This window comes from Ruegeria sp. YTSC230 (genome assembly GCF_059609665.1).
Window position 1 is genome coordinate 73,920 of sequence record NZ_JBXWMC010000001.1, and the last position, 24,775, is coordinate 98,694.

A 24,775-nucleotide genomic window follows, 5' to 3' on the forward strand; every position below is an offset into this window, starting at 1 on the left:
ATCCTGACCCTAGCAGCCTTCAGTCCAGTTCTAGGATCAGGCATGGCCGCTCTGGCCAAGAAGCGGCGGCTTTGCAAGCTTTACCGGAATGGCGGCTGGAGCCAGGAGCTAGTCAAAAATTAGTCCTGCGAGCATTCAGCTTCGAATTCAAGAAACAACGGGCGGTCGCTGCGCCCAAAGCTTTGGGCCAAAGACGCAAACCTTTAGGCGAAATGCAAAGCTATGGGCGCACCTACAATAAGTTGTAGGGACGCGCATAACGCTGCACTGCAGCGCACGAAATTGCCGGGAAGATTCGGCGTTGCTACCCAAAACTGTGCACTCGGATTCAACCGTAACTTTGCACTCCAAATTTCAGGATTAATTCGCATGCCGCCACCGTTCGTGGTCGGCGAATCTCGCCTCTCCCATCGAAATTCCGAAGGAGGCAAACGGCCCTTGAAAGCGGCCGTTTCCATCGGCCTCATCGAAGGTCTGGTTCGGGCCCATTCTTCCGGATGCTTCAGCTCGGACGAATGTCGGTTTATCTGCATTGCTTGGATATAGTTTTTTACACACATATATTGACGGCTCTTGGATCGAACACTAAGTGCATCGCACGCTTGAGGCAGGTCGCCTCTCGTTATGGAGATTTTATGAAAGAGTCCCGGGCCTAACGCCCGTTCCTGGCGAAGCAAATACAGGAACACCAACATTGATAGGCACACTCACGCGCAACGCTGAGTGTCCTGTTTCTGTACTTTCGTAAAATCGAGACATCCCAATGAACATCTCAAAGCACGAGCAACGTGTTTTGCATGAACTCGCCTTAGGTGGTGAGATCAAATACGTGCGCGCCGACAACGGAAAGGTACAATCCGTTCAGTGTTATACTCGTGACGGCTTTGCCTTCTCGGCCTGCACGATGGACGTATTCAAACGTCTCAAAGACAAGCGCTTCATCAAATCGAAAAATGGCGGCTCCTACCGGATTACGCATTTGGGGAACCAATCCGTTCGTGCGCAAATGAACCAAAGATAGGAATGAACTATGAACCACTCAGAGATCGAAGCCATCGAGGAAGTCCACAGACATGCGTTTGGCGAGGCTGAGGGAGCAGAAATAGCCCAGCTCGCGAAAGACTTTCTCGACCAACCGAAGACAATCTCGATCAGTGCGGAACGCGATGGGAAGATCGCTGGCAACGTGTTGTTCACACCGTTTGTTTTCAAAAACCACCCTGACACAAAATGCTACTTGCTGGCACCATGCGGGGTGTCGCCAGTGTATCAAGGCCGTGGTGTTGGCAAGGAGATAATGGAAACCAGTATAGACCACCTCAAGTCCATTGGAACGGACGCTGTGTTCGTGTTGGGCGTGCCGACGTTCTACCCCCGGTTTGGGTTTGTCCCGACCGACAAGCAGACGCCGTATCCAGACCTCCTGACAGCCCCTGAAGCATGGATGGCGCTTGAGTTGACTGCAGGCTCAGTCGAAAAACTGAGCGGTAAAACGATTGCGATCACGCCGTTCATGCACTCGCATTGGTGGGACACATCACAGCACGGATGAAAGCATATTTCATTATTAATTCAAGCAATAACCAGACATTCAATTTATCAAGTTGAATGTTTGGTTTGTCCGCAACTCGGACGTAGGTCCTGTTCAATTCAAGGTCCGGTTCCCGCATAAGCAGTCAGTGGGACGTCAAAGCAGACGTTGCCGCGTGCCGGCTGGTATTAGCGTCCGGTTGCAGCCGCTTTGTGGACATCCGACAAAAGTGCTCAGATGTCCGCGTTGGGCCCATTTTGCTGATTGCTGCAATGTGCAGGAATGACCGCTGAACAGGAGCCGGCAAGGGGCCAGCATTCGCTTGTCAGCTAATTCCAATGCTTGGTGGATTAATACGGTGTCCCCGAAAGCCAAATGCTTGGCGAAAATAATCAAACTAGCGGCTGATTAAACATAGCTCCGAATCCCACTTGAAATAGATTTAACCTAACATCGGAGGCGCAATCATGACTGATTCAGATACAATTTTCTTTGGCTATCATGCTGATCCATCGCGCTCCAGCTCATTGCAGGCTGCTGCCTATACCGAGCGCAAGTGGTTTGACGCAGACCTTCGCGCCATCCTCTCCAAAACTTGGCAATGGGTATGTCATGTCGAGAAAACACGTGGGCCGGGATCTTATGTAACAGTGGATATTGCCGGCCAACCCATTGCCGTTGTGCGTGATAAAGAGGGTAAGCTTCGTGCCTTTTATAATGTCTGCAAACACCGTGCGCATGAATTGCTGTCGGGCGAAGGCAATACAACGCGGATCATGTGCCCCTATCATGCTTGGGTCTATAAACTTGACGGGCAATTGGCCCGCGCGCCACATACCGAAAACCTCGAAGATTTCAGGAAAGACGAGATTTGTCTCGATGCAGTGCAGGTCGAGGAATTTTGCGGCTTTGTTTTCGTTAATTTGGATCCGATGGCAGCTTCTTTGTCAGAACAATCCGGCAACTTGGAAACCGAAGTGCGCCATTGGGCACCGGATGTGGATCAACTCACTTTTGGCCATCGTCTGACCTATGACATCAAATCCAACTGGAAGAACGTCGTGGACAACTTCCTAGAGTGTTATCACTGTCCTACAGCGCACAAGGATTTTTGTGACCTCGTGGATATGGATACCTACAAGGTTACGACCTACGGCATTTACTCCAGCCATATGGCTGACGCGGGCACAAGTCCGAATTCCGCTTATGACGTGTCGAATGCCACCGTGAAAACCCATGCGGTTTGGTGGCTCTATCCGACGACCTGCCTGATGCGGTATCCGGGACGGTCAAGCATGATCGTGTTGAACATCATCCCCGTTGGGCCAGATCGGACGCTTGAAACTTACGACTTCTTCCTTGAGACGCCGGAACCCGACGCGATGGAGTTGGACGCAATTCGTTATCTGGACGAAGTTCTTCAGGTCGAAGATATCAGCCTTGTCGAAAGTGTGCAGCGCGGGATGAACACACCTGCGTTCACCCAAGGTCGGATCGTCAATGACCCGGATGGTTCCGGCAAGTCCGAGCACGCCGTACATCACTTCCATGGCTTAGTCCTGGATGCTTACGCAAAAGGTGCTGCGTGACGCGGCCAAACATCCTCGTGATAATGGCGGACCAATTGGCACCGCACTTCACTGGGGCATACGGGCACAAGGTTGCCAAGACACCCCACTTTGATGCGTTAGCCGCGCGCGGCATGCGCTTTGATGCGGCTTATTGCAATTCTCCACTCTGCGCACCTTCACGGTTTGCTTTTATGTCGGGCCAGCACATCAGCCGCATTGCAGCTTATGACAATGCATCCGAGTTCAGAGCCTCGGTGCCAACATTTGCGCATTACCTTAAATCGCTAGGCTACCGGACCTGTCTTTCAGGCAAGATGCATTTCGTTGGCCCAGATCAGATGCATGGGTTCGAAGACAGGGTAACAACCGATATCTACCCCGCGGATTTCGCATGGACCCCGGATTGGGAAGCGCCAGATGAGCGGATCGATAAGTGGTATCATAACATGCAAACCGTCAAGGAAAGCGGTTTGGCCCATGCGACCTTCCAGATCGACTATGACGATGAAGTTGGCTTTGCCGCCAATCGCTGGCTCTTCGATGTGGCCCGAGACAAAGCACGTGGGAACGATGCACCCTTTGCGATGGTGGTAAGCTTCATTCACCCGCATGATCCTTACGTTGCGCGACCTGAATGGTGGAATCTTTATTCGGACGATGAGATCGACATGCCGTCCTTTACACCCGTGACGGAGGATCAGGACCCGTTCTCGCGTCGATTGATGGATGGGATCGAAGCATCATATGTGCCGCTCAGCGACGAAGAAATCCGTCGCGCGCGTCATGCTTATCTGGCCAATGTCAGCTACTTCGACAGCAAGATCGGGGAGCTGATTCAGACCCTCGAAGAGACGGGCGAGTTGGACAACACCATAGTGTTTGTAACTGCGGATCACGGCGACATGCTGGGAGAACGTGGGCTGTGGTATAAAATGAATTTCTTTGAACACTCTGCGCGCGTTCCACTGGTCATGGCCGGGCCGGGCGTTGTAGTGGGGACAACGCAGAATGCAGTGTCACTGGTTGATTTGCTGCCGACCTTTATCGATATCGGCGGCGGTAATGAGACGATGATCGGAGAACCGATCGACGGCCGCAGTCTAATGCCTTTGGCCCGTGGCGAATACGACTCAGTTGATGAAGCCATCGGTGAGTATTGCGCTGAGATGACGGGCTATCCCGTAATCATGATCCGGCGCGGCCCTTTAAAATACATTCATTGTGACAGCGACCCGCCGCAGCTCTACGACCTAAACGCTGACCCGCTGGAAACAAAAAATGTTGCCACAGACCCTGACTATGCTGACCCGGCAGCCCGCTTTGCAGCCGAAGTCGCGGAACGGTGGGACGGTAGTGAATTGCGAAAGAAGATTATCGCCACGCAGAGATCACGCCGCGCGTTACATGCCGCGATGGAAGCAGGTGCCAGCGAGCCATGGGATTACAACCCACCATCTGATGCAAGTCAGCAATATGTCCGCAACAACTTGGATTGGACGGTGGCCGCGAGTCGCTACCGCTATCCGCCTTTGAAGGATTGAAGCCAATGATGCTGAACGGAAAAATTGCCCTTGTGACCGGCGCGCGCGGTGGCATCGGGCGTGCAATTGTCGCGCGGTTCCTAAAAGAAGGGGCAACAGTATTTGCAGCTGACCTCACACCGGAAGGATCGTTAGACCAGCACGACGAAGATGGCAGTCATTTTGTTAAGCTGGATGTGACTCAAGAGGCAGACTCGGTTGCGGCGATGGATCATGTGCGCGCCACACAAGGAAAGTTGGACATCTTAGTAAACGCGGCCGGGATCGAGATCGAAAAAACGGTTGAAGAGACCACGCTGGAGGAATGGAACCAAAGCTTTGCGGTTAATTCCACGGGCACGTTCCTGACCTCGAAATATGCCATCCCGTTGATGCGCGAAGCGGCGAAGACAGGGAATAGCGCAAGCCTCATCAATTTTGGCTCCTACGATGGGTTCATCGCTGATCCGGGCCTTGCGGCCTATTGCGCAACCAAAGGTGCCGTACACGCTTTGACCCGCGCAATGGCTTGCGATCATGGCCCCGAAGGTATCCGCGTAAACGCCATCTGCCCCGGCTATATCGATACCCCAATGCTGCAGAGCTTCTTCAACGGAGATGGATCTGGTGGCGCCGGCGGCAATATTGAAACGCTGCAACAGGCCGTGCGCGATGTTCATCCGACGCGCACCTACGGGACGCCACAGGACATTGCAAACCTGGTTAACTGGCTTGCTTCCGACGAAGCACGGTATGCCTCTGGCCAGTTGTGGGTTCTGGACGGGGGGCTGTCTGCACAAGTGCAGCAGATGAAGCTCTGATGCCCAAATCCGTCATCATCACCTGCGCACCCACAGGGGGCATCCATACGCCGTCGATGTCACCACATCTGCCGATTACGCCTGCCGAGATCGCGACAGCAAGTATTGAAGCGGCACAAGCCGGCGCGTCGATCATTCACTTGCACGCACGGCATCCAGAGACCGGCAAACCCGACCCCCGACCCGAGCTATTTCAGCAGTTCCTGCCTGTGATCAAACAGTCCACTGATGTGGTGATGAATGTCTCTACCGGCGGCGGTTTGGGTATGTCGATGGATGAGCGCCTGCTGGCCGCAACTTCGACTAGCCCAGAGATGGCATCTCTCAACATGGGTTCTATGAACTTTGGCATCTTTCCGATGCTGCAGAAATACACCGAGTTTCAGCATGATTGGGAACAGCCATTCCTGGAGATGACAGAGGACTTCATCTTTCCCAACACCTTCAAAACAATTCGTTACGCCATTGAAAAACTTGGTGGTGATCATGGCACCAAGTTCGAGTTCGAATGCTATGATCTTGGACATCTCTACAACGTCAAATGGTTCGTGGATCAAGGCCTGATCAAACCGCCTTTTTTCATTCAGATGGTGTTCGGCATCTTGGGTGGCGTTGGCGCGGATGCAGACCATCTAACCCACATGCACAACACAGCGGACAAGCTGTTCGGGGCAGAGAATTACGAATGGTCTGTCCTTGCCGCTGGCCGTCACCAAATGCCTTTTGCAACCCAAAGTGCATTGCGCGGCGGAAACCTTCGGGTTGGTCTCGAAGACAGCCTGTTCATTGGCAAAGGTGAGTTGGCCAAATCTAACGCGGAGCAGGTTACGCGCATCCGATCAATCGTAGAAAACCTTGGCCTTACGGTCGCGACGCCAGCAGAAGCGCGCATGCGGCTCGCACTAAAAGGCGGCGATCAGGTAGGGTTTTGAGGAGACGCTTATGCAGACGAAAATGTTGATCAATGGCGAATTGGTCGAAGGTACCGAAGAGGCGTTGGAAATCCTGAACCCTGCAACAGGCGAAATCATCTGCACAGTAAAAGAGGCCAGCGATGCACAGACCGAGGCGGCAGTGCGCGTTTCGGCAGAGGCATTTGAGACCTTTTCGGGTACGACCCCCGCGGAACGCGCTGCGATATTGCTTCACATAGCTGAAGTTATCGAGGCGAACAGTCTGGAGTTGGCAGAACTTGAGAGCTTGGATGTGGGAAAACCCTGGCCATCGGCTCATGATGACGAAATGCCGCTGACGATCGATGTCTTTCGCTTTTTCGCCGGGGCTGCGCGCACCATGATGGGGTCTGCCTCTGGAGAGTATGTCGCGGGTCATACCTCGATGATCCGGCGCGACCCCATTGGCCCTGTCGCGGCCATCGCCCCCTGGAACTACCCGCTGATGATGGCATCCTGGAAAATTGCTGCACCAATTGCGGCTGGATGTTCGGTGGTGTTGAAACCTTCCGAGATCACGCCGCTGTCTACTCTGCGACTTGCAGAGTTGTTACAAGATGTTCTGCCAAAAGGCGTGCTAAACGTGATTCATGGTCGCGGGCTCGGCGTGGGAAATACCCTGATGAACAGCCCGCAGATGGAAGGGATCAGTGTTACGGGCTCTCCGGCGACAGGCATGGCTGCAATGCGGGCTGCTTCCCAGACAATTAAACACGTTCATCTGGAATTGGGCGGCAAGGCGCCGGTCATTGTCTTTGATGATGCTGATCTCGATGCTGTGGCCGAGACGATCCGATATGGCAGCTACTTCAATGCCGGTCAGGACTGCGCACAGCCTTGCCGCGTGATGGTTGCAGACAGTGTTTACGACAAACTTGTGGCTGCGATTGCCGATCAAGTTGGCCAGATCCAGACTGGTGCACCGAAAGCTGAAGGAACGGAAATGGGCCCGCTTGTCTCTGCGACACAGCGGGATCGTGTGGCTGGTTTTGTCGATCGCGCACGCTACAGCTCTGAAATCGTTTCCGGTGGGGCGTCTGGCGAAGAAGACGGCTTTTTCTACCAGCCGACAGTCATTGCCAATGTCGACAACACTGCAGAGATTGCCTGCAACGAGGTATTTGGACCTGTTGTAACTGTCTCTCGTTTTTCCGAGGCAGAAGATGCGTTGAAGATCGCCAACAACGGACCTTACGGGTTGGCCTCATCGGTTTGGACACGAGATGTTGGGAGAGCAATGCAAATGACGTCCAAGTTGCGCTATGGATTCACCTGGGTAAACACGCATGGGGTTGCGACGCCCGAGATGCCATGGGCCGCGATGAAAGGCTCGGGAACAGGCAGTGATATGTCGGTCTATGCATTGGACGCTTATACTGCGATCCGTCATGTCATGGTGGCACACTGATGCGGTTGGCTGGAAAACGCGCCTTTGTCACAGGCGGCAAGCAGGGCATTGGGCGGGGTATTGTTGAGGCGTTCTTGGCTGAAGGGACCGCTGTCACTACCTGCGGGCGCGGCCCTCAACCCGATGATCTGCCGGAAAATGTGGTTTGGTACACACTGGATGTGTCCGACGCCGAAGCGGTTGCAGAGATCGTCAGTATAGTCGGTGGGACTGATATCCTTGTAAACAACGCCGGCGTTCAGGTCGAAAAAACTGTTACCGAAAGCTCGGACGCGGATTGGGACTTGGTGATGGGCGTAAATGCGCGAGGCGTTTTTAACTGTTGTCGCGCCTTCATTCCAGAAATGTCGCAAGGTGGCTCGATCATCAACATCGGTTCGATCTCGGGCAATGCCGCGGATCCGTCGATGGCGCTCTACAATGCGTCAAAAGCGTTTGTGCATGGGCTCACACGCTCTATTGCAGTGGACCATGGACCAGCGGTGCGCTGTAATGCGATCTGCCCGGGATGGATTGAGACGGGCATGCTGGATGCAGCGTTCGACCTCGCGCACGACCCGGAAAAGGCCAAATTCGACGCGCTGGCTCGCCACGCGGTCAAACGCTTTGGCAAACCTGCCGATATTGCAGCGATGGCTGTGTGGCTGGCCTCTGACGACTCGTCTTTTGCAACCGGCCAGTTGTTCACGGTGGACGGTGGCCTGACGGCGGCCTCCCCCCTTAATCCGGGACTGTTATGATGTCAGAAATTGAAAGAACCGCCATTCTTGGAGCCGGTGTGATAGGGGCAAGCTGGGCAGCTTTGTTTCTCGCCTCGGGCCGTAGCGTGACGGTCTTTGACCCCGATTCGAATACCGAAGCATCCGTTCGCTCTTATGTCGAAAAAGCCTGGCCGGCACTGGACGAGTTGAACCTCACAGATAGGGCCACACCCGACGCTATCACTTTCGTTTCAACCGCCGAGGCGGCTGTCCAGGGCGCGCAATTTGTTCAGGAGAACGTGCCAGAAAGACTGGCAATTAAGCATTCGACCTATGCCGGGATTGAGCCAGAGTTGAACCCTAACGCAATAGTTTCAAGCTCAACTTCCGGCCTGACGCTTGAAGCTTTGCAAGAGGGATGGCGCGATCCCAGCAAATTGATCCTAGGTCATCCATTTAACCCACCGCATCTCATCCCATTGGTCGAATTGACCATCAACGATTCCACCGGTTCAGATATCTTGGACCGCACAGAAGCTTTCTACAAAGACATTGGTAAGATCACGATCCGGATCAAGAAAGGCATGCCAGGACACGTCGCGAACCGTTTGCAAGCCGCAGTTTGGCGCGAGGCCGTTCATATGGCGGTCGAAGGTGTTGCCAGTGTCGAAGACATCGATAAAGCGATGTGGGCTGGCCCGGGACTGCGATGGGCGGCGATGGGTCCGACAACCCTTTTTCACTTAGGCGCAGGCGATGGTGGCCTGCAGGCTTTCTGTGACCATTTCAAAGACACATTCAATGGCTGGTGGGACGACCTGGGCGACCCTCGTCTTGATGAGGATGTCATCAATAAACTGGTCGATGGCATTAACGATCAAACTCAGGGGCAAAGTACCGAAGAGTTATCAGCGCAACGCGACAAGATGCTTACAGCGATGCAAAAAGCTACCCAACACTTTCGGACTTGATGTCGGGATTGAACATTGGCCAAGCGCGAAACTCGAACGGGGTGCGGCCTTCAATGCGATCCGCACTGGGTGTCAATCCAAATCGTTTGCGGTATGCCCGGCTGAAATGAACCTGTCCATTAAACCCTGATGCTTCCGCAATCTCGCTGAACTTAAGCTCAGTTTGCGTCACTAATCCGCGCGCGCGATCAAGGCGAATGTCGCGGTAATACTCGATCGGTGACTTATGGACATATTGCTGAAACAATCGGCTAAGTTGTCGTTGCGAAATCTTCAACCTCGCTGATATTTCAGGGATCGACAAAGTGGCTTCCAAGTGCGCCTCCATCAAATCGATCGCGTCCCTTACCACTCCAGAGGTGACGTAACCCAGCGGCTCCATGTCTTTGGGGTTCTGTGATTGGCCTTCTCCGCGCACATTGTGATGAAAAAGGTATCGAGCAGATGCATTGGCGATACTCTCACCAGCGACAGAATGTACAAACCGCAATCCCAGATCGGTTGCTGCAGAACCCCCGCAACAAGTGAAAATCTTTCCATCCATAATAATCATGTTCTCTGACACGGTGGTGTCATGGGCCGTTTCGGCAAAGGCGTCGATGTGTTCATAGTGAACCGTTGCGGTCTTTCCTTTGAGTAGTCCAGCCGTCGCAAGTACAATCGCGCCGGTATCCAAACCACCAACGATTGCTCCACCCGATTCCCATTTCTGTAGGGCTACCTTGAACTGAGGTGTCCCGTGACGCTCAGGTGTCCAACTAGTACTCACCAGAACCATCCAAGGCTTGCGCCTCACCACCTCCGCCAGTGGGGCAGTGTCAACGACCAAGCCACTGCTGGATTCAATTGGACCACCGGGGTCTGAGACATAGGTCCAAGAAAATCGAGCTGAACCCGTCAGGTAATTTGCTACTCTGAATGGATCCACGAAAGACGTTGTCGCCGAAACATTAAAATGCGAACTCACCAAAACAACTATGTCTAACTTGCGATCTATTGGCTGCGTCATGGCCGATTTTGTAAAACAGCGTCCAAAATTGTCAATTATGTTCCGGAAATACGCAAAAGACACCAAAGGGCATTGTCAGAGGAAACCGGCTTGAGGCGGGTAGGGTGGTTTCGTCGCTTCGCGGGAAGACAAGACGCTCGCGCTTCCACTACTTCAAAACCAGCCCTGAGATCATCCGCCTGATGTTGATGATGTATGTTCGATTTCCGCTGTCACTTCGCAACGTCGAAGACCTGCTGCCTGAGCGTGGTATTTGCTATTCATGCCCCAGAGCCTGCCCGTTTTCGTCAAAAAAGTGCAGTTTGTCGGTCGGGAAGTGCAGACCAATCTTCGCCCCAGGCTTAAGGTCCGTATCACCGTTAAGTCGGACGGTTACCTTTTCTTCCACGCCGCAATCAACAATCAGGAAAGTGTCTGCACCCAAGTATTCGATCACCTCGATTATCCCATCACTCTGACCCTCACCCGCGGCAACCACCTCGATGTGTTCAGGACGAACACCCAACTTCTCGGCAACACCTGGCAGAGCAAAATCACCGCTTCTGCCGTATTCCAGGGTGTAGCTGCCCGCTTGGGTGGAACAGGGAAGTACATTCATCTTCGGGCTGCCGATAAACTGTGCGACGAACAGGTTGGCCGGGTGTTCGTAAAGCTCGCGAGGCGTACCTACTTGAGCGATTTTGCCGTACTCAAGAACAACAATCCGGTCGGCGAGAGTCATTGCCTCAACCTGATCATGCGTGACGTAGATCATCGTGCGCTTGAGGCTTTGGTGAAGTTTGGCGATCTCATACCGCATCTCAACACGAAGCGCTGCATCTAGGTTTGAAAGCGGCTCATCGAACAGGAACGCCGTCGGATCGCGTACGATAGATCTTCCGATCGCCACCCGCTGCCGCTGACCGCCAGACAGGTCCTTTGGCCTGCGCTCAAGGAATGGTCCCAACTTGAGAACCTCGGCGGCCCGGTTGACCTGTTCGGCTATCTCGACCTTAGATACCCCTGCAACTTTCAGAGAGAACCCCATGTTCTCGGCAACCGTAAGGTGCGGGTATAGCGCATAGGATTGGAACACCATCGTCAGCCCGCGTTTTGAAGGCGGATGATCTGTGACGTCGCTGTCACTTATCAACAGAGATCCGCGCGAGATGTCCTCGAGCCCACCAATCATGCGCAGCAGGGTAGATTTCCCACAGCCGGACGGGCCGACGAAGACAATGAACTCACCTTCCTCGATCTTGAGATCTACGCCCTTGATAACCTGCGCCGAGCCGAACCACTTTTCGACTGACTTTAGTTCGATGCTACCCATCAGGCCCTCCCTGCCCAGTGAAGCCAGACGGCGGCTGTCCAGGTGAATGCCTGGCCACCCGCAGGGCTGCCGGTTTTTGGGTCGAAGTACTCTGCGAACCCATAGCCCGATATCAGTTCGGCAGTTTTCTGGCGCAGCTGTTCTGCCTGTTGTGCATGCCCCATATCCGCCAGGCCAAACCCGATCATCATGTTCATGAAAGCCCAGGTCGGACCTCGCCAGTACCGACGTGCGTCGAATTTCGGCATGTCCGGATCATAGCTTGGAACGGGGTAAGGCACAGTTTCCAGTACTGATTTCAATCCTTTAAGCATCCGATCAGACTCCATGCCAGCGTACCAACACAAGTATGACGCGTTGGAAATACTCTCGGCCATCTCCCCGGTATGCGCGTCTCGGGAGTCGAAGCTCCCTAGGTCCTCGTTCCAAAGCGAACGCGCGCCGGATTCCAGCTTTTCAATGTCCTCACTCAGGCCCTCGGCCTCCAGTTCGAGCTTCTCGCTGATCATCAGCACGTCCCGTGCAGCACGAAGAGTGGTGAACGTCATAGTGGGATCGGCGACGCGGAACGGGTTCAGGGACAACAGGGCTTGCTGGTCCCATCCCGCATCTCTGCCGATCTGAACCAGCTTGATGTATCGGTCGTAGTCGAACTTTGTGGGTCGGTCGTCGCTGTTCACGTGGCTGGTGTCGCGGCGCTGGTATTCTCCAACATCCGATGCATCCATGCGCGCCATGGAGTTGTCCCAATCAGGTGCGTTGTCGCGACCTGCCTCCCACGGATGGGTCGTGCAAACGGCACCGAATTCATCAAGGCGCCATTTCATAATCCAACGATGCCACGCCAACAATTTAGGGAACAGCTCCTTCATGCGAGCATCCCCAAACGCGGTATCCTGTTCCCAGATTTTACGTGCCATGGTCGCGGCAATGGGGGGTTGGATGATGCCCGAAGACGGGATCGGGCCATTGCATCCCCAAACATCGGGACCGGGGAAATACCCTTCATCCTGCTGGTGGAACAGGATATGCGGAACCATGCCGTCTCCCCATTGCCCGGTGAACAGCGTCTCGATCTCAGTCCAGGCGCGGTCGAGGTCGAACTGGGCAAAGCCAAGCGCGGCAATCGCGCTGTCCCAGTTCCACTGGTATGGATACAGCCCCTCGGTAGGAATGGTGTAGCCGCCGCGATCGTTCGCAATCAGGATATTGCGCGCCTCGTGGTCGGAGTTCGTATGTTGGTTCATCTGTGTCATCCTTTGACAGACCCCGCTGTGAGGCCCTTGGTCATGAAACGTTCAAGCCCCAGGAACAGCGCCATGATAGGAACGGTGGCGATCACCGCACCGGCCATCAGGTGCTGACGGGGAATTTCTGAGGAGTTCAACATCGTGACCCCTCGGGTCAGAGTGAATTTCGACGGGTCGTCCAGCAGCATGAAGGCTAGCAGGAATTCATTCCACGCGATCATGAAGACATAGAGCGAGACTGAGGCCAGCGCGGGCAGGCTGAGGGGCAGGGTGATCTTCCAGATCACCGCCAGGCGCGACAGACCGTCCATCAGCCCGGCTTCCTCCACCTCGGTCGGCAGACCCCGGAAATAACCTTGCAGCATGTACAGGGCCACCGGGATCGTGGTGACCGGATAGATCATGACAATCCCGAGGATCGAGTTGCGCAGCCCTGTCAGCGAGAAGGCGATATAGATCGGTAGTGCCAGAACGATCATCGGCACCATGTAGATCAACAAGATCGAACGCGAGAACGCCTTTTGACCCTGAAACCGGAACCGAGCAACCGCGTAAGCTCCGGGCACGCTGAACAGTAGCGTGATGAATACGGTCAGGACCGAGACATAAAGCGAAGTCCATAGGTATGTACCGAAATTGAAGTCACGGAACAGCTCGGTGTAGCTGCGGAACAGATCGGTGCCCTGGGACAAGTCGACCGAGAAGTCCAACGGGTTCTGTAACAATGCCTGCTGAGACTTCAGGCTGGTCATGACCATCACGTAGAACGGGATCACGACGATTGCCGTGAAGAATATGTACCCGAACCCTGTGAAGAAGCGGATCACCGCCTCTTCGTATTCATGGCGCGTGAGCTCTCCGAATGGCGTTTCTTTAAGGATCGCCGCCAGGGAAAGGTGCATGACGACGGTCATGGCGACAACTGTGACCACAACAGCCTGCAGGGATGTGTCCGAGCCGATCAGAACCGGACCAAACCCGGTCAGCCCGGACAGGCCCAGAAACGCCGATATGCCGAGGCGGGCCGGAGCATGCTGCGCAGGAAAGCGGACATAGACCAAACCGGCGACTGCACCCCAGATCAGGCAGAGCAGAACTTGTGGGCGAAAAGCGGCCCCGGTTGAAAACGACATGGTAATTGCCACCGTGGTTGCGATCACGACTAGCCAGATTGCGCCCAGTACCGGGGCAGTAAGATACCCTTTGCGCATCACAGACCCTCCTCACGGCTGATGAAGCGGAAGAAGACAAAGCTGAAGGCGATCAGGCACACCAGGATCACAACGGCCACCGCCGCACCTGCACCGATGTTCGAGATCGCAAAGGCCTGCTCATAGACATTCACGGTAAGCGTGCGGGTGCCCGCATTGCCGCCGGTCAGCAGAAAGATGTCGTCGAACTTATTGAACGTCCAAATGAAGCGAAGCAGGAACAGCACTGATAGAATGCCCAACAGTTGCGGGATGCTCAGCAGCCAGAACTTCTGGAACGGCGAAGCTCCGTCCATATCCGCCGCCTCATACATGCTGGAGTCGATGGACTGCATCCGGGCCAGGATGAACAGGAACGACAGCGGGAAATAGCGCCAGATTTCGAACACGGTGACCATGATCAGCGCCAATGGGCGTTCACCGAAGAAATTGATTGGCTCGCTGCTCAGCCCCATCTGCACTAGCAAAGCGTTAGCGGAACCTGAGAAAGGGTCAAACAGCGTCACCCAAGTGAATGCGACGGCGATGACGGGGGCAACATAGGGGAACAGGTAGAGGCCACGGATGAAGCCTTGTCCCCTAAAGCTTTTGTTCAGCAACAAAGCCGCGAACAAGCCCATGACCAAAGCGCCAATCGTGCCGAAGACTGTGTAGAACAGCGTGACCCAGAGAACGCCCCAGAATTCCGAGCCATCAAAGACCCGGGCAAAGTTTTCCAGGCTGAACTCAAGGTTGGTCAGAACGTTTGGCCCGCTTCCTGTGAGGCGAGGCTCGGATTCTTCGACGAAATCCTCGAATGCTTGGAGATCTCCGTCGACCGTGACCGGGATGCGGATACGCTCACGCTGACCACCATCCAAGGTGCCAAAATCACAAAACAAATCCCGCCCCTCCAGGACGCAGGGCTCGACGATTTCTCGGACGGCAACGCCATCTGGCAGCACATCACTCAGGGTCACGCCTTCAACGGCGATCTTCTGGCTGGAGTTACGCAGCCGGTATTCGATCCGCAGATCGTCGCCAGAGCCGCGCAGGCTTTCGCGGACAACCGGAGCAGGTGGGCGCAGGTCGGACAGGGTAAACGGTTTGAAGCTGATCCAGATGATCGCCAGCAAGGGCAGGATCACCACAAGCGACACGCTGATCACGGTCGGAGCCAGCAGCGCCCAAGCCAGACGCGCCTCGCGTTTGGCAAGAGCCCCGGTTCCGGTCGGTGGGGTGGCCGAAGACATGGAATACCTCGAAGGGTTGCGAGCAGCGGCGCGAACGCCGCTGCAGGTGCTGGTTGATTACTGAACTTTGGCCAGCTCTTCGTTCATGGCTGCAACTGCGGCAGCCGCGTCAATCTCATCGTCGATATACTGCCGGACCACGCGGTTGATGGCCTGAGAGTTGATCATCTTCGACGCCAGCGCCAATTGACCTTCAGCCACGCCCCAGCGCTGTGCAACGTCCAGACCGCCCACGATTTCGTCGATCATGGCTTGGTCATAAAGCTCACCCAGAGGGGCCTTGCGGTCAACGCCTACAGGCAGCTCGGCCCATGCTTCAGAAAAGGCTGTCGGATTGTCGGCGTTGCCGCGACGAACAGGGAATTTGCCCTCAGGCGCAATTGCCAGAGTTTGGGTGTACCCGTCATCCATCGCGAATTTCACGAATTCCATCGCGGCGTCCGTATCCGCATCGTTGGTAATGCCGAAATACCGCACATCGCCCCATGCTGCGCCATCCGGGTTGGACGGGCCAGAGAAGTTGGTCACGATTCCAGTCTTGCTCGCCAATTCGCTTGAGGTCGGATCGTCGCTGATTGTTGGCGGAGCGCTGTCCCGCAAGCCGGCCAGTTCATCCAGAATGAAGGGCGACCAAATGATCATCGCGGCCTTGCCGTCGAAATACAGCTCTCGCGATTGCTTCCAGTACAGCTCACCCGGAGGCGACGCTTTCGAGATTGCTTTGTAGAAGTCCAGAACCTCGGTTGTCTTGGCCTCATCCAGTGGCTGGAAACCATCAGCGCCAACTGGCGAGACGCCATTGGCGAGGAACACATGTTCCAGCACTTGGCTCATGAAGTTCTCATCAACTTTGGTCGCGGCGACAAAGCCGTACATTTCCGGCGGGTTGTGCAGTTTTTCCAGCGCAGCCAATACGCTGTCAAATGAGTTGGGCGCATCCAGCCCGGCATCGTCAAATAGGTCTTTGCGGTAGACAACCATTTGCGTCCAACCATCGACAGGTACCGAGGCTGTTTCGTCATTAAAGGCCGCCATATCCAATGCGCCGGGTGCAAATGTGTCGGCGCCCAGCTCTTCGATCACTTCTGTCGCAGCTTCGGTGTCAAGGATACCTGCTTCGGCCCAAGGCAGCGCGTATTGCAATGGATGATAGACCACATCAGGCAGATCTCCCGCTGCGAAAGCTGCGGTAGCTCGTGTGCCCAGATCTGTTTCGGTGACCGGGATTACCTCAACTGTGGTGCCGGTTTCCGCTTTAAACTGGTCCGCCATTTCCTGCTGCTTTGCGAGCCGTTCTGGTTGCTCCTCAGTTGTCCAGAAACGAATTGTATCTGCCTGTGCTGACACGGCTGCCAGGGCCAGCGCCAGCGATGTGCCAAGCATCAGTCGAGATGCCTTTGGTGTAAGTTTCATGATCGGTCTCCTCCCCGATTTCCATTTTTGAATTGTGTAATTTTTCGCGCCAACTCTTCAGGTGTCAGGCGCGGTGGTCCATCAGAATCCCGTTCCAAAAGAACGGCTTCGCCGAGCTCACGCAGGCTTTCGGGTGCTTCTCCACGGGTTTGCCGTATGAGCATTTCAGCAAGGCGTTCGCCAGCCCGCTGTGAATCGACGCTGAATGTCGTAAGACCCGGGCTGACGTATTGGCTTTCGGGTATGCCGTCATACCCAAGGATCGAGACATCCTTACCGATTTGCAGGCCAAACTCGGCGCAAACAGTGTATGACCCTAATGCGGCCAGATCAGTCGCAAAGACGATCCCGGTCGGTGGATTCTCCAATTCCAGCAAAGCTCGCGCCTGGATTGCTCCTTCATCACGGGTGCGCGCGTCCTCGCGTATCAGTTCAAGGTCGATGGGCAAGCCAGCAGCGCTCAGACCTTCGAGATAGCCATCACGTCGAAGGTGGCTGTAGTTGAATTTCGGATCGCTGCCGACGAAGCCGATGCGACGATGGCCAAAACCACTCAAACGACTGACCGCGCTACGAATTGCCGTTTCACCCGAGATATCAAACCAAGATGTATCGTCGTAAGGGTCCGCTTGCCCGTATCCCGTTCGACCGTAGAGTATGAATGGAACATTCAGGGCGCTTAGATACTTGATACGAGCGTCGTCGACTTCCGTTCTGGGCAGAATAAACCCGTCCGCCTTGCGCTCTTCCACAAGGCGCCCCAGAACGTTGAGCATATCCTTTTCGGACTTGGCCGTTGAGATAGTCATAGTCCAATCGAATGCGCTGGCACCTTCGCAAGCGCCTGCCAGAAAGTCCTGCAGAAACGGATTGTGCCGGTCCGGTTCCCCGCTGTTAATGACCATCGCAATTGCACGTACTTTCCCTGTGCGGATCGCCTGCGCGTGGCTGAGCGGGCGATAGCCCATCTTTCTTGCAGTAGATTCGACCCGTTTTCTGGTGGTCTCCGAGATGTCGGAATACCCGTTCAAAGCGCGCGACACGGTGCTCTTTGAAAGACCGAGGTGATCAGCCAACTCGTCCAGCTTCACCCTTCGGGATGAGGGATCGCGACGGAGCGAAGATTCGCGCTTCGGTAGACTGGGATTCGTTCTCATTCCATTATTTGTTCGCTCCGAAACCGGTTTCGGCAATCAAAAAATCGAAAAACTCTTCTGATTACTCGTTTGACCGCGCTAATCCTCCGGTGCTCTGATGTTCACCTGTTCTCTGACAGTTCGATAATGTATGACTTGTTTGATTGGCAGGGGACGTCCACATCAACGGCCTCTCCGCGGAAATGATGAAGGATCTGGACGCCGATCATAGCGAGGACGTACTCGTGGTGATTGATCAGACCTATCTGCAGATGGACGCACGTCGTCCAACCCTATGGACTAAAGGGACAAAGAGGGCTGTTCGGCCGAACCAAAGGCTGCGCAAGCTCGAAGCAAAAGGCCATCTGCGACAGCCAGGGACAGCCGCTGAACGTCTTCGTGACCACCGGTCAGGTCAGGAATAACACCGGTTCGATGAAGTTCGTGTGCGGAATGTCGGCTTTCCGCCCTGCCGGTGGATGGCTTTGCGCTTGCGGCAGACTATTCGCCTATGCATCGAACGGCAGGTTGGTGGCCGCTATCCTTTGTTTTGGCCAGCAGATTGCAGCCATGGTGAATGACAGAAATGTCCGCGGAACAGACATTGAGATGAATTCTAGGAACGACTGCTCCGAGCCGACAACAAACGTCGCAATTTCGCGACTTGCGTCCCCTAAACGGAGAAATTTCTGCAAAGGCACGAACGACCAAGACGCAGCGCAGCAGCGATGCCGAACTTTCGCGCATCAGGCAGAAATATCTGATGGCGGAACCAGCGTAGCGCGTAACAAATCGGCCCCGAAGAATGGTATGGTTGTGGATGGTTGTTTAGCTTGGCTAGAGCATTTCGTATACGGACAGCCGATGAGTGAAGACAAAACCTGACACCCAGACAAACGTTGAAATGAAAGACTGTACTTTCGGCCTCTCCAATCGAGTTTAGGTGCTGACAATTTGGCATCTCCGTTCTGGAAGCTAAGTCACTTCTGAAATCATTAACCCCCCTTGCTTCACCAGGAGGTCAACAATTGCGCTAACCCCCTTTTTGTGGCGAAGGGACGAGAACAAAAATGGCCGTCCTTTGCGCATTCTGGCTGCATCTCGTTCCATGACCTCCAGTGAAGCGCCAACATGTGGCGCTAGGTCGGTTTTATTTATGACCAAGACGTCGGATTTTGTTATTGCTGGTCCGCCTTTTCGCGGGATTTCCTCTCCAGCGGCGACGTCGATCACATAGATTGTAAGGTCTGCGAGTTCCGGGCTGAAAGTAGCCGACAGATTGTCGCCACCGCTTTCGATCAGAACGATATCAAGATCTGGATGGCGTTCCTGCATTTCAGCGACAGCGGCAAGGTTTATCGATGCATCCTCGCGGATTGCTGTATGTGGGCAACCGCCCGTTTCGACGCCGATAATCCGATCTTGGGGAAGGACCTGCATGCGCACCAGCGCTTCGGCATCCTCCTGCGTATAAATGTCATTGGTGATGACGCCCACTGAACAAGCATCGCGCAGGGCTTCAGACAAGGCAGCGGTCAAAGTGGTCTTTCCGGCTCCAACCGGACCACCGATGCCAACGCGAAGAGGGCCGTTCATACTGCTCATGTTCGGAATATCCTTGAATACTGTATTTCGTGTTTCATCGACGCGATGTCCGTCAGGAACGCAGTCGAACTTAGTTCTTCTAAACCTGCCAATTGCGCCTTTTCGGCGATATGAGCACAATGCGGTGTCAAATTACGGATCAGTTTCTGAGCGTCGGTTTGCCCCAGCGGCGCAAGACGCGTTGCGCAAGCGACCAAGTTGCTTGCGAATGCTTGTAAATACATCTTCGTCGTCAGTAGTAGGGGGAGGTTTTGCAGACGCGCGGCGTGGCCCACCGACACTGGGTAGGAAAGCTGTTGGATATCTAAATCCCAGACATCTCCTGTGACAGTCCCGAACGCCTGTCCCAGCAGTTCGGTTTCCATTTTCCTTTCGGATGACGCGCAGATAGCCCGTGCCTTGGCATCGATGCTGAAAAGTTCATCTTTGTCCCGCGCGTCGTATGCGGACACCACGAACAGAGCATCATTCCATCCAGATCCGTGTTCCAGCGCATCTGAAATCCAGGCTTCGGCGTCTTGGGAGCTGGCGACCGCTCCTTCGTCAATTGCAGCTTCCAACCCATGAGAATAAGCAAAGCCCCCCACAGGGTATGCCGGAGACAACCACTGGGTCAGAGTCAGGATATCGGCGTCAGTGGGCGTGGCCATGTGTCCTGCCATGGCCATAGGCTCCGCCTTCGGGGTTGAACGGTTCGTGCACCTCGCGCACTGTGGCTCCGATTTTCAAAAGCATGTCTCGGATCACATGATCGACCTGGATCAGCAGACGATCCTTTTCGATCTGGCAGGGCGTGTGGCGATTGCCGATATGCCACGCGATGCGTGTCAGGTCCGGAGCGGAAACCTCTAGCAGTGCTTCGGGTGCAGCCTGTATTTCTACTTCGCGACCGTCGTCCAGAACCAACGTGCCACCGTGGTTCAACGAGGTGGTTTGCGACAGATCGACGAGAATTTGTTCACCACTTTCACAGGTCAGAACCTTGCGGCGCAAAAACCGATCGTCATAAGTCAGAGACAGGCAATCTGCGGACTCGCCGTGCATATGATCCGAGTAACGGCGTGCGGTGCAGAGCAGGGCGGTCATACCGTCACCTCCTCTGGAGCAGAAATGGTCAGAGCCAGATTGAATCCGCAAACACCCGGTGCACGATCCGTTCGCGTGATAGGCCGCGTTTTTTCAACTCTTCGTCGCTGAGCGATTGCAGGAATTCGACTTGCCGAACGCGTGATTGAGCTTCGGCCACACTGATCAGAGCCCCGTAGACTGATGCTGCGATGGACGCGATCAGACCGGGCAGCGAAAAGCGTGCGTGAGATTGTGTTGCTGAGTGTGCCATTTGGACCCTCGTAAACGTTGGTCCTCCCTTGGGCATTAATATCTGTCATATAGGCCTCACTTTGAAGTGGGTGTTTGGTCATTTCTGGGTTGCGCGCGGTGCAATGCAGCATAATTTTTAGTCAGAACATAAAGTATCGCTGTGCCATTGGCAGCACTTCGGCGGGTTGGCATGTCAGCAATTCGCCATCTGCCCGGACTTCGTAGGTTTCTGGATCAACTTCGACATGAGGTGTCGCGTTGTTGAGCAGAAGATCCCGTTTGCCAATTTCTCGCGTGTTTTGGACAGCGACGGTCTGCTTTGCCAATCCAAGTGTATCACCGATCCCGTCCGCCAGCGCGGCTTGCGACACAAAGGTGATGGCCGAGTTTTCAACGGATCGACCATAGGCACCGAACATTGGCCGACTATAAACTGGCTGCGGGGTGGGAATCGAAGCATTCGGATCACCCATCTGTGCACAAACGATGGTGCCGCCCAGCAAAACCATCTCAGGCTTCACTCCAAAAAAGGCAGGGTCCCATAGGACCAGGTCGGCGCGTTTTCCTTCCTCGATACTGCCAATCTCGTGGCTGAGGCCATGAGCAACGGCAGGGTTGATCGTGTACTTGGCGATGTAACGGCGAACGCGCAGGTTGTCGTTGTCACCGGATTCCTCCGGCAGGCGGCCTCGCTGTTTCTTCATCTTGTCAGCCGTTTGCCACGTACGGATCAACACCTCGCCCACGCGGCCCATAGCCTGACTGTCGGACGCGATGATGCTGAACGCGCCCATGTCGTGCAGGATATCTTCAGCCGCGATGGTTTCACGCCGGATGCGGCTTTCAGCAAAGGCCACGTCCTCGGGGATGGATTTGTCCAGATGATGGCAGACCATCAGCATGTCGAGATGTTCCTCGACCGTGTTCACCGTAAAGGGTCGCGTCGGGTTGGTAGAGGAGGGTAGGACATGGTCCTCACCGCAGATTTTGATGATGTCGGGGGCGTGGCCGCCGCCCGCGCCTTCGGTATGGAAAGCGTGGATAGTACGACCCTTTATCGCGGCAACTGTATTTTCAACAAACCCGGATTCGTTGAGCGTGTCGGTGTGGATCATCACCTGAACGTCCATCGCATCAGCGACCGAAAGGCAGCAGTCGATGGCTGCCGGGGTCGTGCCCCAGTCCTCGTGCAGTTTCATCGCACAAGCTCCGGCTCTGACCTGTTCCTCCAGAGCAGCGGGAAGCGAAGCGTTGCCCTTACCCGCAAAAGCAAGATTCATGGGAAAAGCATCTGCCGCCTGCAACATCCGGCCGATATGCCATGGGCCCGGTGTGCATGTGGTCGCCAGAGTGCCATGCGCCGGGCCGGTGCCACCACCAAGCATGGTTGTCAGGCCAGAATGCAACGCGTCCTCTATCTGTTGAGGGCAGATGAAGTGTATATGGCTGTCGAACCCGCCAGCCGTCAGGATGCGACCCTCGCCAGCGATGGCCTCGGTGCCGGGGCCGATGATGATGTCTACACCGGGCTGCGTATCCGGATTTCCGGCTTTGCCGATCTTGGCGATGCGCCCGTCCTTTAGGCCGACATCCGCCTTGTAGATACCCGAGTGATCCACGATCAGAGCATTGGTGATCACCGTGTCCACGGCGCCTTCGGCGCGCGTGGCCTGTGACTGCCCCATCCCATCGCGAATGACTTTGCCACCACCGAATTTAACCTCTTCACCATAGACATCTTCGCGGTGGCCGGTCTCGCTGAAACGCGCAGTCGTTGCGCGCTCCACGATCAGGTCTTTTTCTACTTCGATGATCAGATCGGTATCTGCCAATCGTACTTTGTCGCCGACCGTGGGGCCGAACATGGAGGCATAGTCACTCCGACTGATCTTGCCCGGCATCTTTCAAAGCCCCCATGATATGCATATTGAAACCGTAGATGTGCCGGCGCCCCTCAAATGGCACCAGCATAACTTCGCGAGTTTGCCCTGGCTCAAATCGCACCGCAGTGCCCGCCGGGATGTCCAGCCGCATACCCAAAGCTGCATACCGATCAAAATCCAGAGCCGGGTTTGCTTCGGAAAAATGGTAGTGGCTGCCGACCTGTATTGGTCGGTCGCCGGTATTGGCGACAATAACAAGACGGCTGCTGCGTCCTGCGTTCAGCGTCAGTGAGCCTTCGGCCGGAATAATCTCACCCGGGATCATTTCGGCAGCTTCAAAATCACGGTAATGGCGATGACCGCAATCAAAGCCAACCCAACTGCGAGCGCGGCGTAATCACTGCCATGAGCGTGAACTTGGGTATCCGAATGGGCCATGGCCGGACCAGCCAGAATGAGAGCGGGAAACAGCATACGGTTCATGGAGAACTCCTTTAGAAATTAGCGAATGGGGTTGTGGACAGTCACAAGTTTTGTGCCATCCGGGAAAGTGGCTTCGACCTGTACCTCGTGGATCATCTCGGGCACGCCTTCCATGCATTGGTCACGGGAGATCACTTCAGCCCCGTCTTGCATCATGTCCGCGACCGAACGGCCATCGCGCGCGCCTTCGACCACGGCGTCGGTTATCAACGCAATGGCCTCGGGGTGGTTCAGCTTAACGCCGCGGGTCAGCCGTTTTCGAGCGACCTCGGCGGCCATGGCGACCAGCAGTTTGTCTTTTTCTCGAGGGGTCAGGTTCATGTCAGAGCATCCAGCATCGGGGTAAAGTGTCTTTGTTCAGTCGGCGTAGAACTGGTATCAGCGTTCGCCGCAGAGCAAAGCTGTTGTCCGCCAGAATGCGAATGACCAATAGGTCTTTCCGGATCAGGGTTGCACCGGCGGTGTCCGGTAGCATTTCCCGGACAGGTTTTAGATGACCTTCGGCGGAACTCGACGCTAAGACGATTAGCGCCATCGCCCCTGCGCCGTTCGCAATATGCGGCTTGGACAAATGCGTATGCCAATCACCTGAGAACCTGATCGCCTCGAGAAACACTGGCGTGTCCTCGCGGCGAATCTCGATTCCATCGCGCAAGCGGATGCCGGTCAGCGTCTCGCCCATGGCAATGCGCCCAAAGACCAGCGGCTCGACCATCAGCATTTCAGCATCAAGCCCCATGTCGATCCTGAGGCGTCGGTCCAAAGCACTGCCGTTGTACAGGATGGTTTCCTGCGGCAGCCAGTTCAGCCGGGCGCCATCCTCAACCGTCAAATGGTTTGTAATCTGGCCCCATTCTTTGGGCTGGGCTTTGTAGGCGCGCTCACAGGCTTGTGTCGTCAAAGTCAGCGCCGTGCATTTTGCTGCCTTGCAAGAAAATCGGAATGAATCGCCTCCGGTCACGCCGCCCGCCGTGTTCAGAAGAACCGCATCAAGATCAGGTGTGATCGTTCTGGGGAACAGGCATTTAAAGGACCCAGACTGGCGAAATCTGTCCAGTACAGTCCTGTTGCCCAATTGCTTGGTGCTTAAGCTGACGGTGCCTGCAGCACGTGGCGGTACCGCGCTGTGCGTGGGTAATATGGCTGCAACTTGTGTAATAGGGCACCTTTAGCGCGTCGTTTGGTGCCACCTGTTTCTCTATTGAAGTGTCGGAACACTAATCTGCAGTGTCGGAATCTGCTTATTTCCACATCGTGTGTCTAAATTTTAGACAGCAACGTCCGACTTAGATGAAAAAATATGCGCTTCTCGCCGATTTTCCAAATTGGGCTAAAGGTAAGTTGCCAACCTTGCTGCAATGCAGAAACCGTGTGGGTGCCACCGCGGAAATGACCCGGGGGGTGTGTGACGGCTGCGCGAATTGGACCTCGAACACAACCGCCAC

Annotated in this window: 26 protein-coding genes; 10 read left to right on the top strand and 16 right to left on the bottom strand. The window is 55.0% G+C overall.

All coding sequences use genetic code 11. The features are described 5' to 3' along the window. Positions 1–763 precede the first annotated feature (763 nt). The 9 genes from AC2FD9_RS00325 to AC2FD9_RS00365 all read left to right on the top strand — a co-directional run bounded on the left by AC2FD9_RS00325 (position 764) and on the right by AC2FD9_RS00365 (position 9,476). Complete coding sequence (locus AC2FD9_RS00325) at positions 764–1,021, top strand: YjhX family toxin (RefSeq protein ID WP_496834812.1); 258 nt, start codon at positions 764–766, stop codon at positions 1,019–1,021. Between the two features lie 9 nt (positions 1,022–1,030). Further along, the gene (locus AC2FD9_RS00330; RefSeq protein ID WP_496834813.1) at positions 1,031–1,552 is read left to right on the top strand and encodes a GNAT family N-acetyltransferase; all 522 of its coding nucleotides are present in this window, start codon (positions 1,031–1,033) and stop codon (positions 1,550–1,552) included. 446 nt (positions 1,553–1,998) lie between these two features. Next, on the top strand, positions 1,999–3,120 hold the full coding sequence (locus AC2FD9_RS00335) for an aromatic ring-hydroxylating oxygenase subunit alpha (protein WP_496834814.1): 1,122 nt from the start codon (positions 1,999–2,001) through the stop codon (positions 3,118–3,120). A gap of 23 nt (positions 3,121–3,143) precedes the next feature. Then, positions 3,144–4,643, top strand: coding sequence for a choline-sulfatase (gene betC / locus AC2FD9_RS00340; protein ID WP_496834815.1), 1,500 nt, complete (start codon positions 3,144–3,146; stop codon positions 4,641–4,643). An 8-nt stretch (positions 4,644–4,651) separates the two neighbouring features. Further along, complete coding sequence (locus tag AC2FD9_RS00345) at positions 4,652–5,443, top strand: SDR family NAD(P)-dependent oxidoreductase (protein ID WP_496758112.1); 792 nt, start codon at positions 4,652–4,654, stop codon at positions 5,441–5,443. After that, the gene (gene kce / locus AC2FD9_RS00350) at positions 5,443–6,375 is read left to right on the top strand and encodes a 3,5-dioxohexanoate:acetyl-CoA acetone transferase (RefSeq protein ID WP_109312331.1); all 933 of its coding nucleotides are present in this window, start codon (positions 5,443–5,445) and stop codon (positions 6,373–6,375) included. Before AC2FD9_RS00345 ends, kce begins: the two co-directional genes overlap by 1 nt. A 10-nt stretch (positions 6,376–6,385) precedes the next feature. Then, positions 6,386–7,804 carry an aminobutyraldehyde dehydrogenase gene (locus AC2FD9_RS00355; protein ID WP_496834818.1) on the top strand — a complete coding sequence of 473 codons (1,419 nt, stop codon included), beginning with the start codon at positions 6,386–6,388 and terminating at the stop codon, positions 7,802–7,804. Next, a complete protein-coding gene (locus AC2FD9_RS00360) occupies positions 7,804–8,544 on the top strand; it encodes an SDR family NAD(P)-dependent oxidoreductase (protein WP_496834820.1) in 741 nt (246 codons plus the stop codon). Before AC2FD9_RS00355 ends, AC2FD9_RS00360 begins: the two co-directional genes overlap by 1 nt. Then, complete coding sequence (locus AC2FD9_RS00365; protein WP_496834822.1) at positions 8,544–9,476, top strand: 3-hydroxyacyl-CoA dehydrogenase NAD-binding domain-containing protein; 933 nt, start codon at positions 8,544–8,546, stop codon at positions 9,474–9,476. The genes AC2FD9_RS00360 and AC2FD9_RS00365 overlap by 1 nt, the downstream gene beginning before the upstream one ends. Here AC2FD9_RS00365 and AC2FD9_RS00370 read toward each other — a convergent pair. The 7 genes from AC2FD9_RS00370 to AC2FD9_RS00400 form a co-directional block, all read right to left on the bottom strand. Beyond that, positions 9,454–10,485 carry a GlxA family transcriptional regulator gene (locus AC2FD9_RS00370; RefSeq protein WP_282150826.1) on the bottom strand — a complete coding sequence of 344 codons (1,032 nt, stop codon included), beginning with the start codon at positions 10,483–10,485 and terminating at the stop codon, positions 9,454–9,456. The genes AC2FD9_RS00365 and AC2FD9_RS00370 overlap by 23 nt on opposite strands. A 256-nt stretch (positions 10,486–10,741) precedes the next feature. Continuing rightward, entirely contained in the window at positions 10,742–11,797 is a 1,056-nt protein-coding gene (locus AC2FD9_RS00375) for an ABC transporter ATP-binding protein (protein ID WP_282168663.1), read from the bottom strand. Beyond that, entirely contained in the window at positions 11,797–13,044 is a 1,248-nt protein-coding gene (locus AC2FD9_RS00380) for an MGH1-like glycoside hydrolase domain-containing protein (protein ID WP_496834824.1), read from the bottom strand. The genes AC2FD9_RS00375 and AC2FD9_RS00380 overlap by 1 nt, the downstream gene beginning before the upstream one ends. A gap of 5 nt (positions 13,045–13,049) precedes the next feature. Continuing rightward, positions 13,050–14,258, bottom strand: coding sequence for a carbohydrate ABC transporter permease (locus tag AC2FD9_RS00385; RefSeq protein WP_058274684.1), 1,209 nt, complete (start codon positions 14,256–14,258; stop codon positions 13,050–13,052). Beyond that, entirely contained in the window at positions 14,258–15,490 is a 1,233-nt protein-coding gene (locus AC2FD9_RS00390) for a carbohydrate ABC transporter permease (protein ID WP_496722828.1), read from the bottom strand. Before AC2FD9_RS00390 ends, AC2FD9_RS00385 begins: the two co-directional genes overlap by 1 nt. A 57-nt stretch (positions 15,491–15,547) precedes the next feature. After that, entirely contained in the window at positions 15,548–16,903 is a 1,356-nt protein-coding gene (locus AC2FD9_RS00395; RefSeq protein WP_496834826.1) for an ABC transporter substrate-binding protein, read from the bottom strand. Further along, positions 16,900–17,994, bottom strand: a complete 1,095-nt coding sequence (locus tag AC2FD9_RS00400; protein WP_496835492.1) for a LacI family DNA-binding transcriptional regulator — start codon at positions 17,992–17,994, stop codon at positions 16,900–16,902. Before AC2FD9_RS00400 ends, AC2FD9_RS00395 begins: the two co-directional genes overlap by 4 nt. Before the next feature lie 251 nt (positions 17,995–18,245). On the opposite strand from AC2FD9_RS00400, the gene AC2FD9_RS00405 reads away from it, so the two are divergent. Beyond that, positions 18,246–18,464, top strand: a complete 219-nt coding sequence (locus AC2FD9_RS00405; protein WP_496834828.1) for a hypothetical protein — start codon at positions 18,246–18,248, stop codon at positions 18,462–18,464. 550 nt (positions 18,465–19,014) lie between these two features. On the opposite strand, the gene ureG is transcribed toward AC2FD9_RS00405, so the two are convergent. The 9 genes from ureG to AC2FD9_RS00450 all read right to left on the bottom strand — a co-directional run bounded on the left by ureG (position 19,015) and on the right by AC2FD9_RS00450 (position 24,489). Continuing rightward, on the bottom strand, positions 19,015–19,644 hold the full coding sequence (gene ureG / locus AC2FD9_RS00410; protein WP_496834830.1) for an urease accessory protein UreG: 630 nt from the start codon (positions 19,642–19,644) through the stop codon (positions 19,015–19,017). Next, on the bottom strand, positions 19,641–20,294 hold the full coding sequence (locus tag AC2FD9_RS00415) for an urease accessory protein UreF (RefSeq protein ID WP_496834831.1): 654 nt from the start codon (positions 20,292–20,294) through the stop codon (positions 19,641–19,643). The genes ureG and AC2FD9_RS00415 overlap by 4 nt, the downstream gene beginning before the upstream one ends. After that, on the bottom strand, positions 20,278–20,730 hold the full coding sequence (ureE, locus tag AC2FD9_RS00420) for an urease accessory protein UreE (RefSeq protein WP_058272433.1): 453 nt from the start codon (positions 20,728–20,730) through the stop codon (positions 20,278–20,280). The genes AC2FD9_RS00415 and ureE overlap by 17 nt, the downstream gene beginning before the upstream one ends. Positions 20,731–20,758: 28 nt before the next feature. Beyond that, positions 20,759–20,983 (bottom strand): DUF1127 domain-containing protein, encoded by a 225-nt coding sequence (locus AC2FD9_RS00425; protein ID WP_109312318.1) that lies wholly within the window; start codon positions 20,981–20,983, stop codon positions 20,759–20,761. A 121-nt stretch (positions 20,984–21,104) separates the two neighbouring features. After that, a complete protein-coding gene (gene ureC, locus AC2FD9_RS00430; RefSeq protein ID WP_496834834.1) occupies positions 21,105–22,865 on the bottom strand; it encodes an urease subunit alpha in 1,761 nt (586 codons plus the stop codon). Then, positions 22,840–23,172: an urease subunit beta gene (locus AC2FD9_RS00435; RefSeq protein ID WP_058276343.1), complete on the bottom strand. Its 333-nt coding sequence runs from the start codon at positions 23,170–23,172 to the stop codon at positions 22,840–22,842. The genes ureC and AC2FD9_RS00435 overlap by 26 nt, the downstream gene beginning before the upstream one ends. Further along, positions 23,169–23,330 carry a hypothetical protein gene (locus AC2FD9_RS00440; protein ID WP_158506935.1) on the bottom strand — a complete coding sequence of 54 codons (162 nt, stop codon included), beginning with the start codon at positions 23,328–23,330 and terminating at the stop codon, positions 23,169–23,171. The genes AC2FD9_RS00435 and AC2FD9_RS00440 overlap by 4 nt, the downstream gene beginning before the upstream one ends. 18 nt (positions 23,331–23,348) lie before the next feature. Further along, positions 23,349–23,651, bottom strand: a complete 303-nt coding sequence (locus tag AC2FD9_RS00445) for an urease subunit gamma (RefSeq protein WP_496834836.1) — start codon at positions 23,649–23,651, stop codon at positions 23,349–23,351. Between the two features lies 1 nt (position 23,652). Beyond that, positions 23,653–24,489 (bottom strand): urease accessory protein UreD, encoded by an 837-nt coding sequence (locus AC2FD9_RS00450; protein ID WP_496835494.1) that lies wholly within the window; start codon positions 24,487–24,489, stop codon positions 23,653–23,655. Positions 24,490–24,775 lie beyond the last annotated feature (286 nt).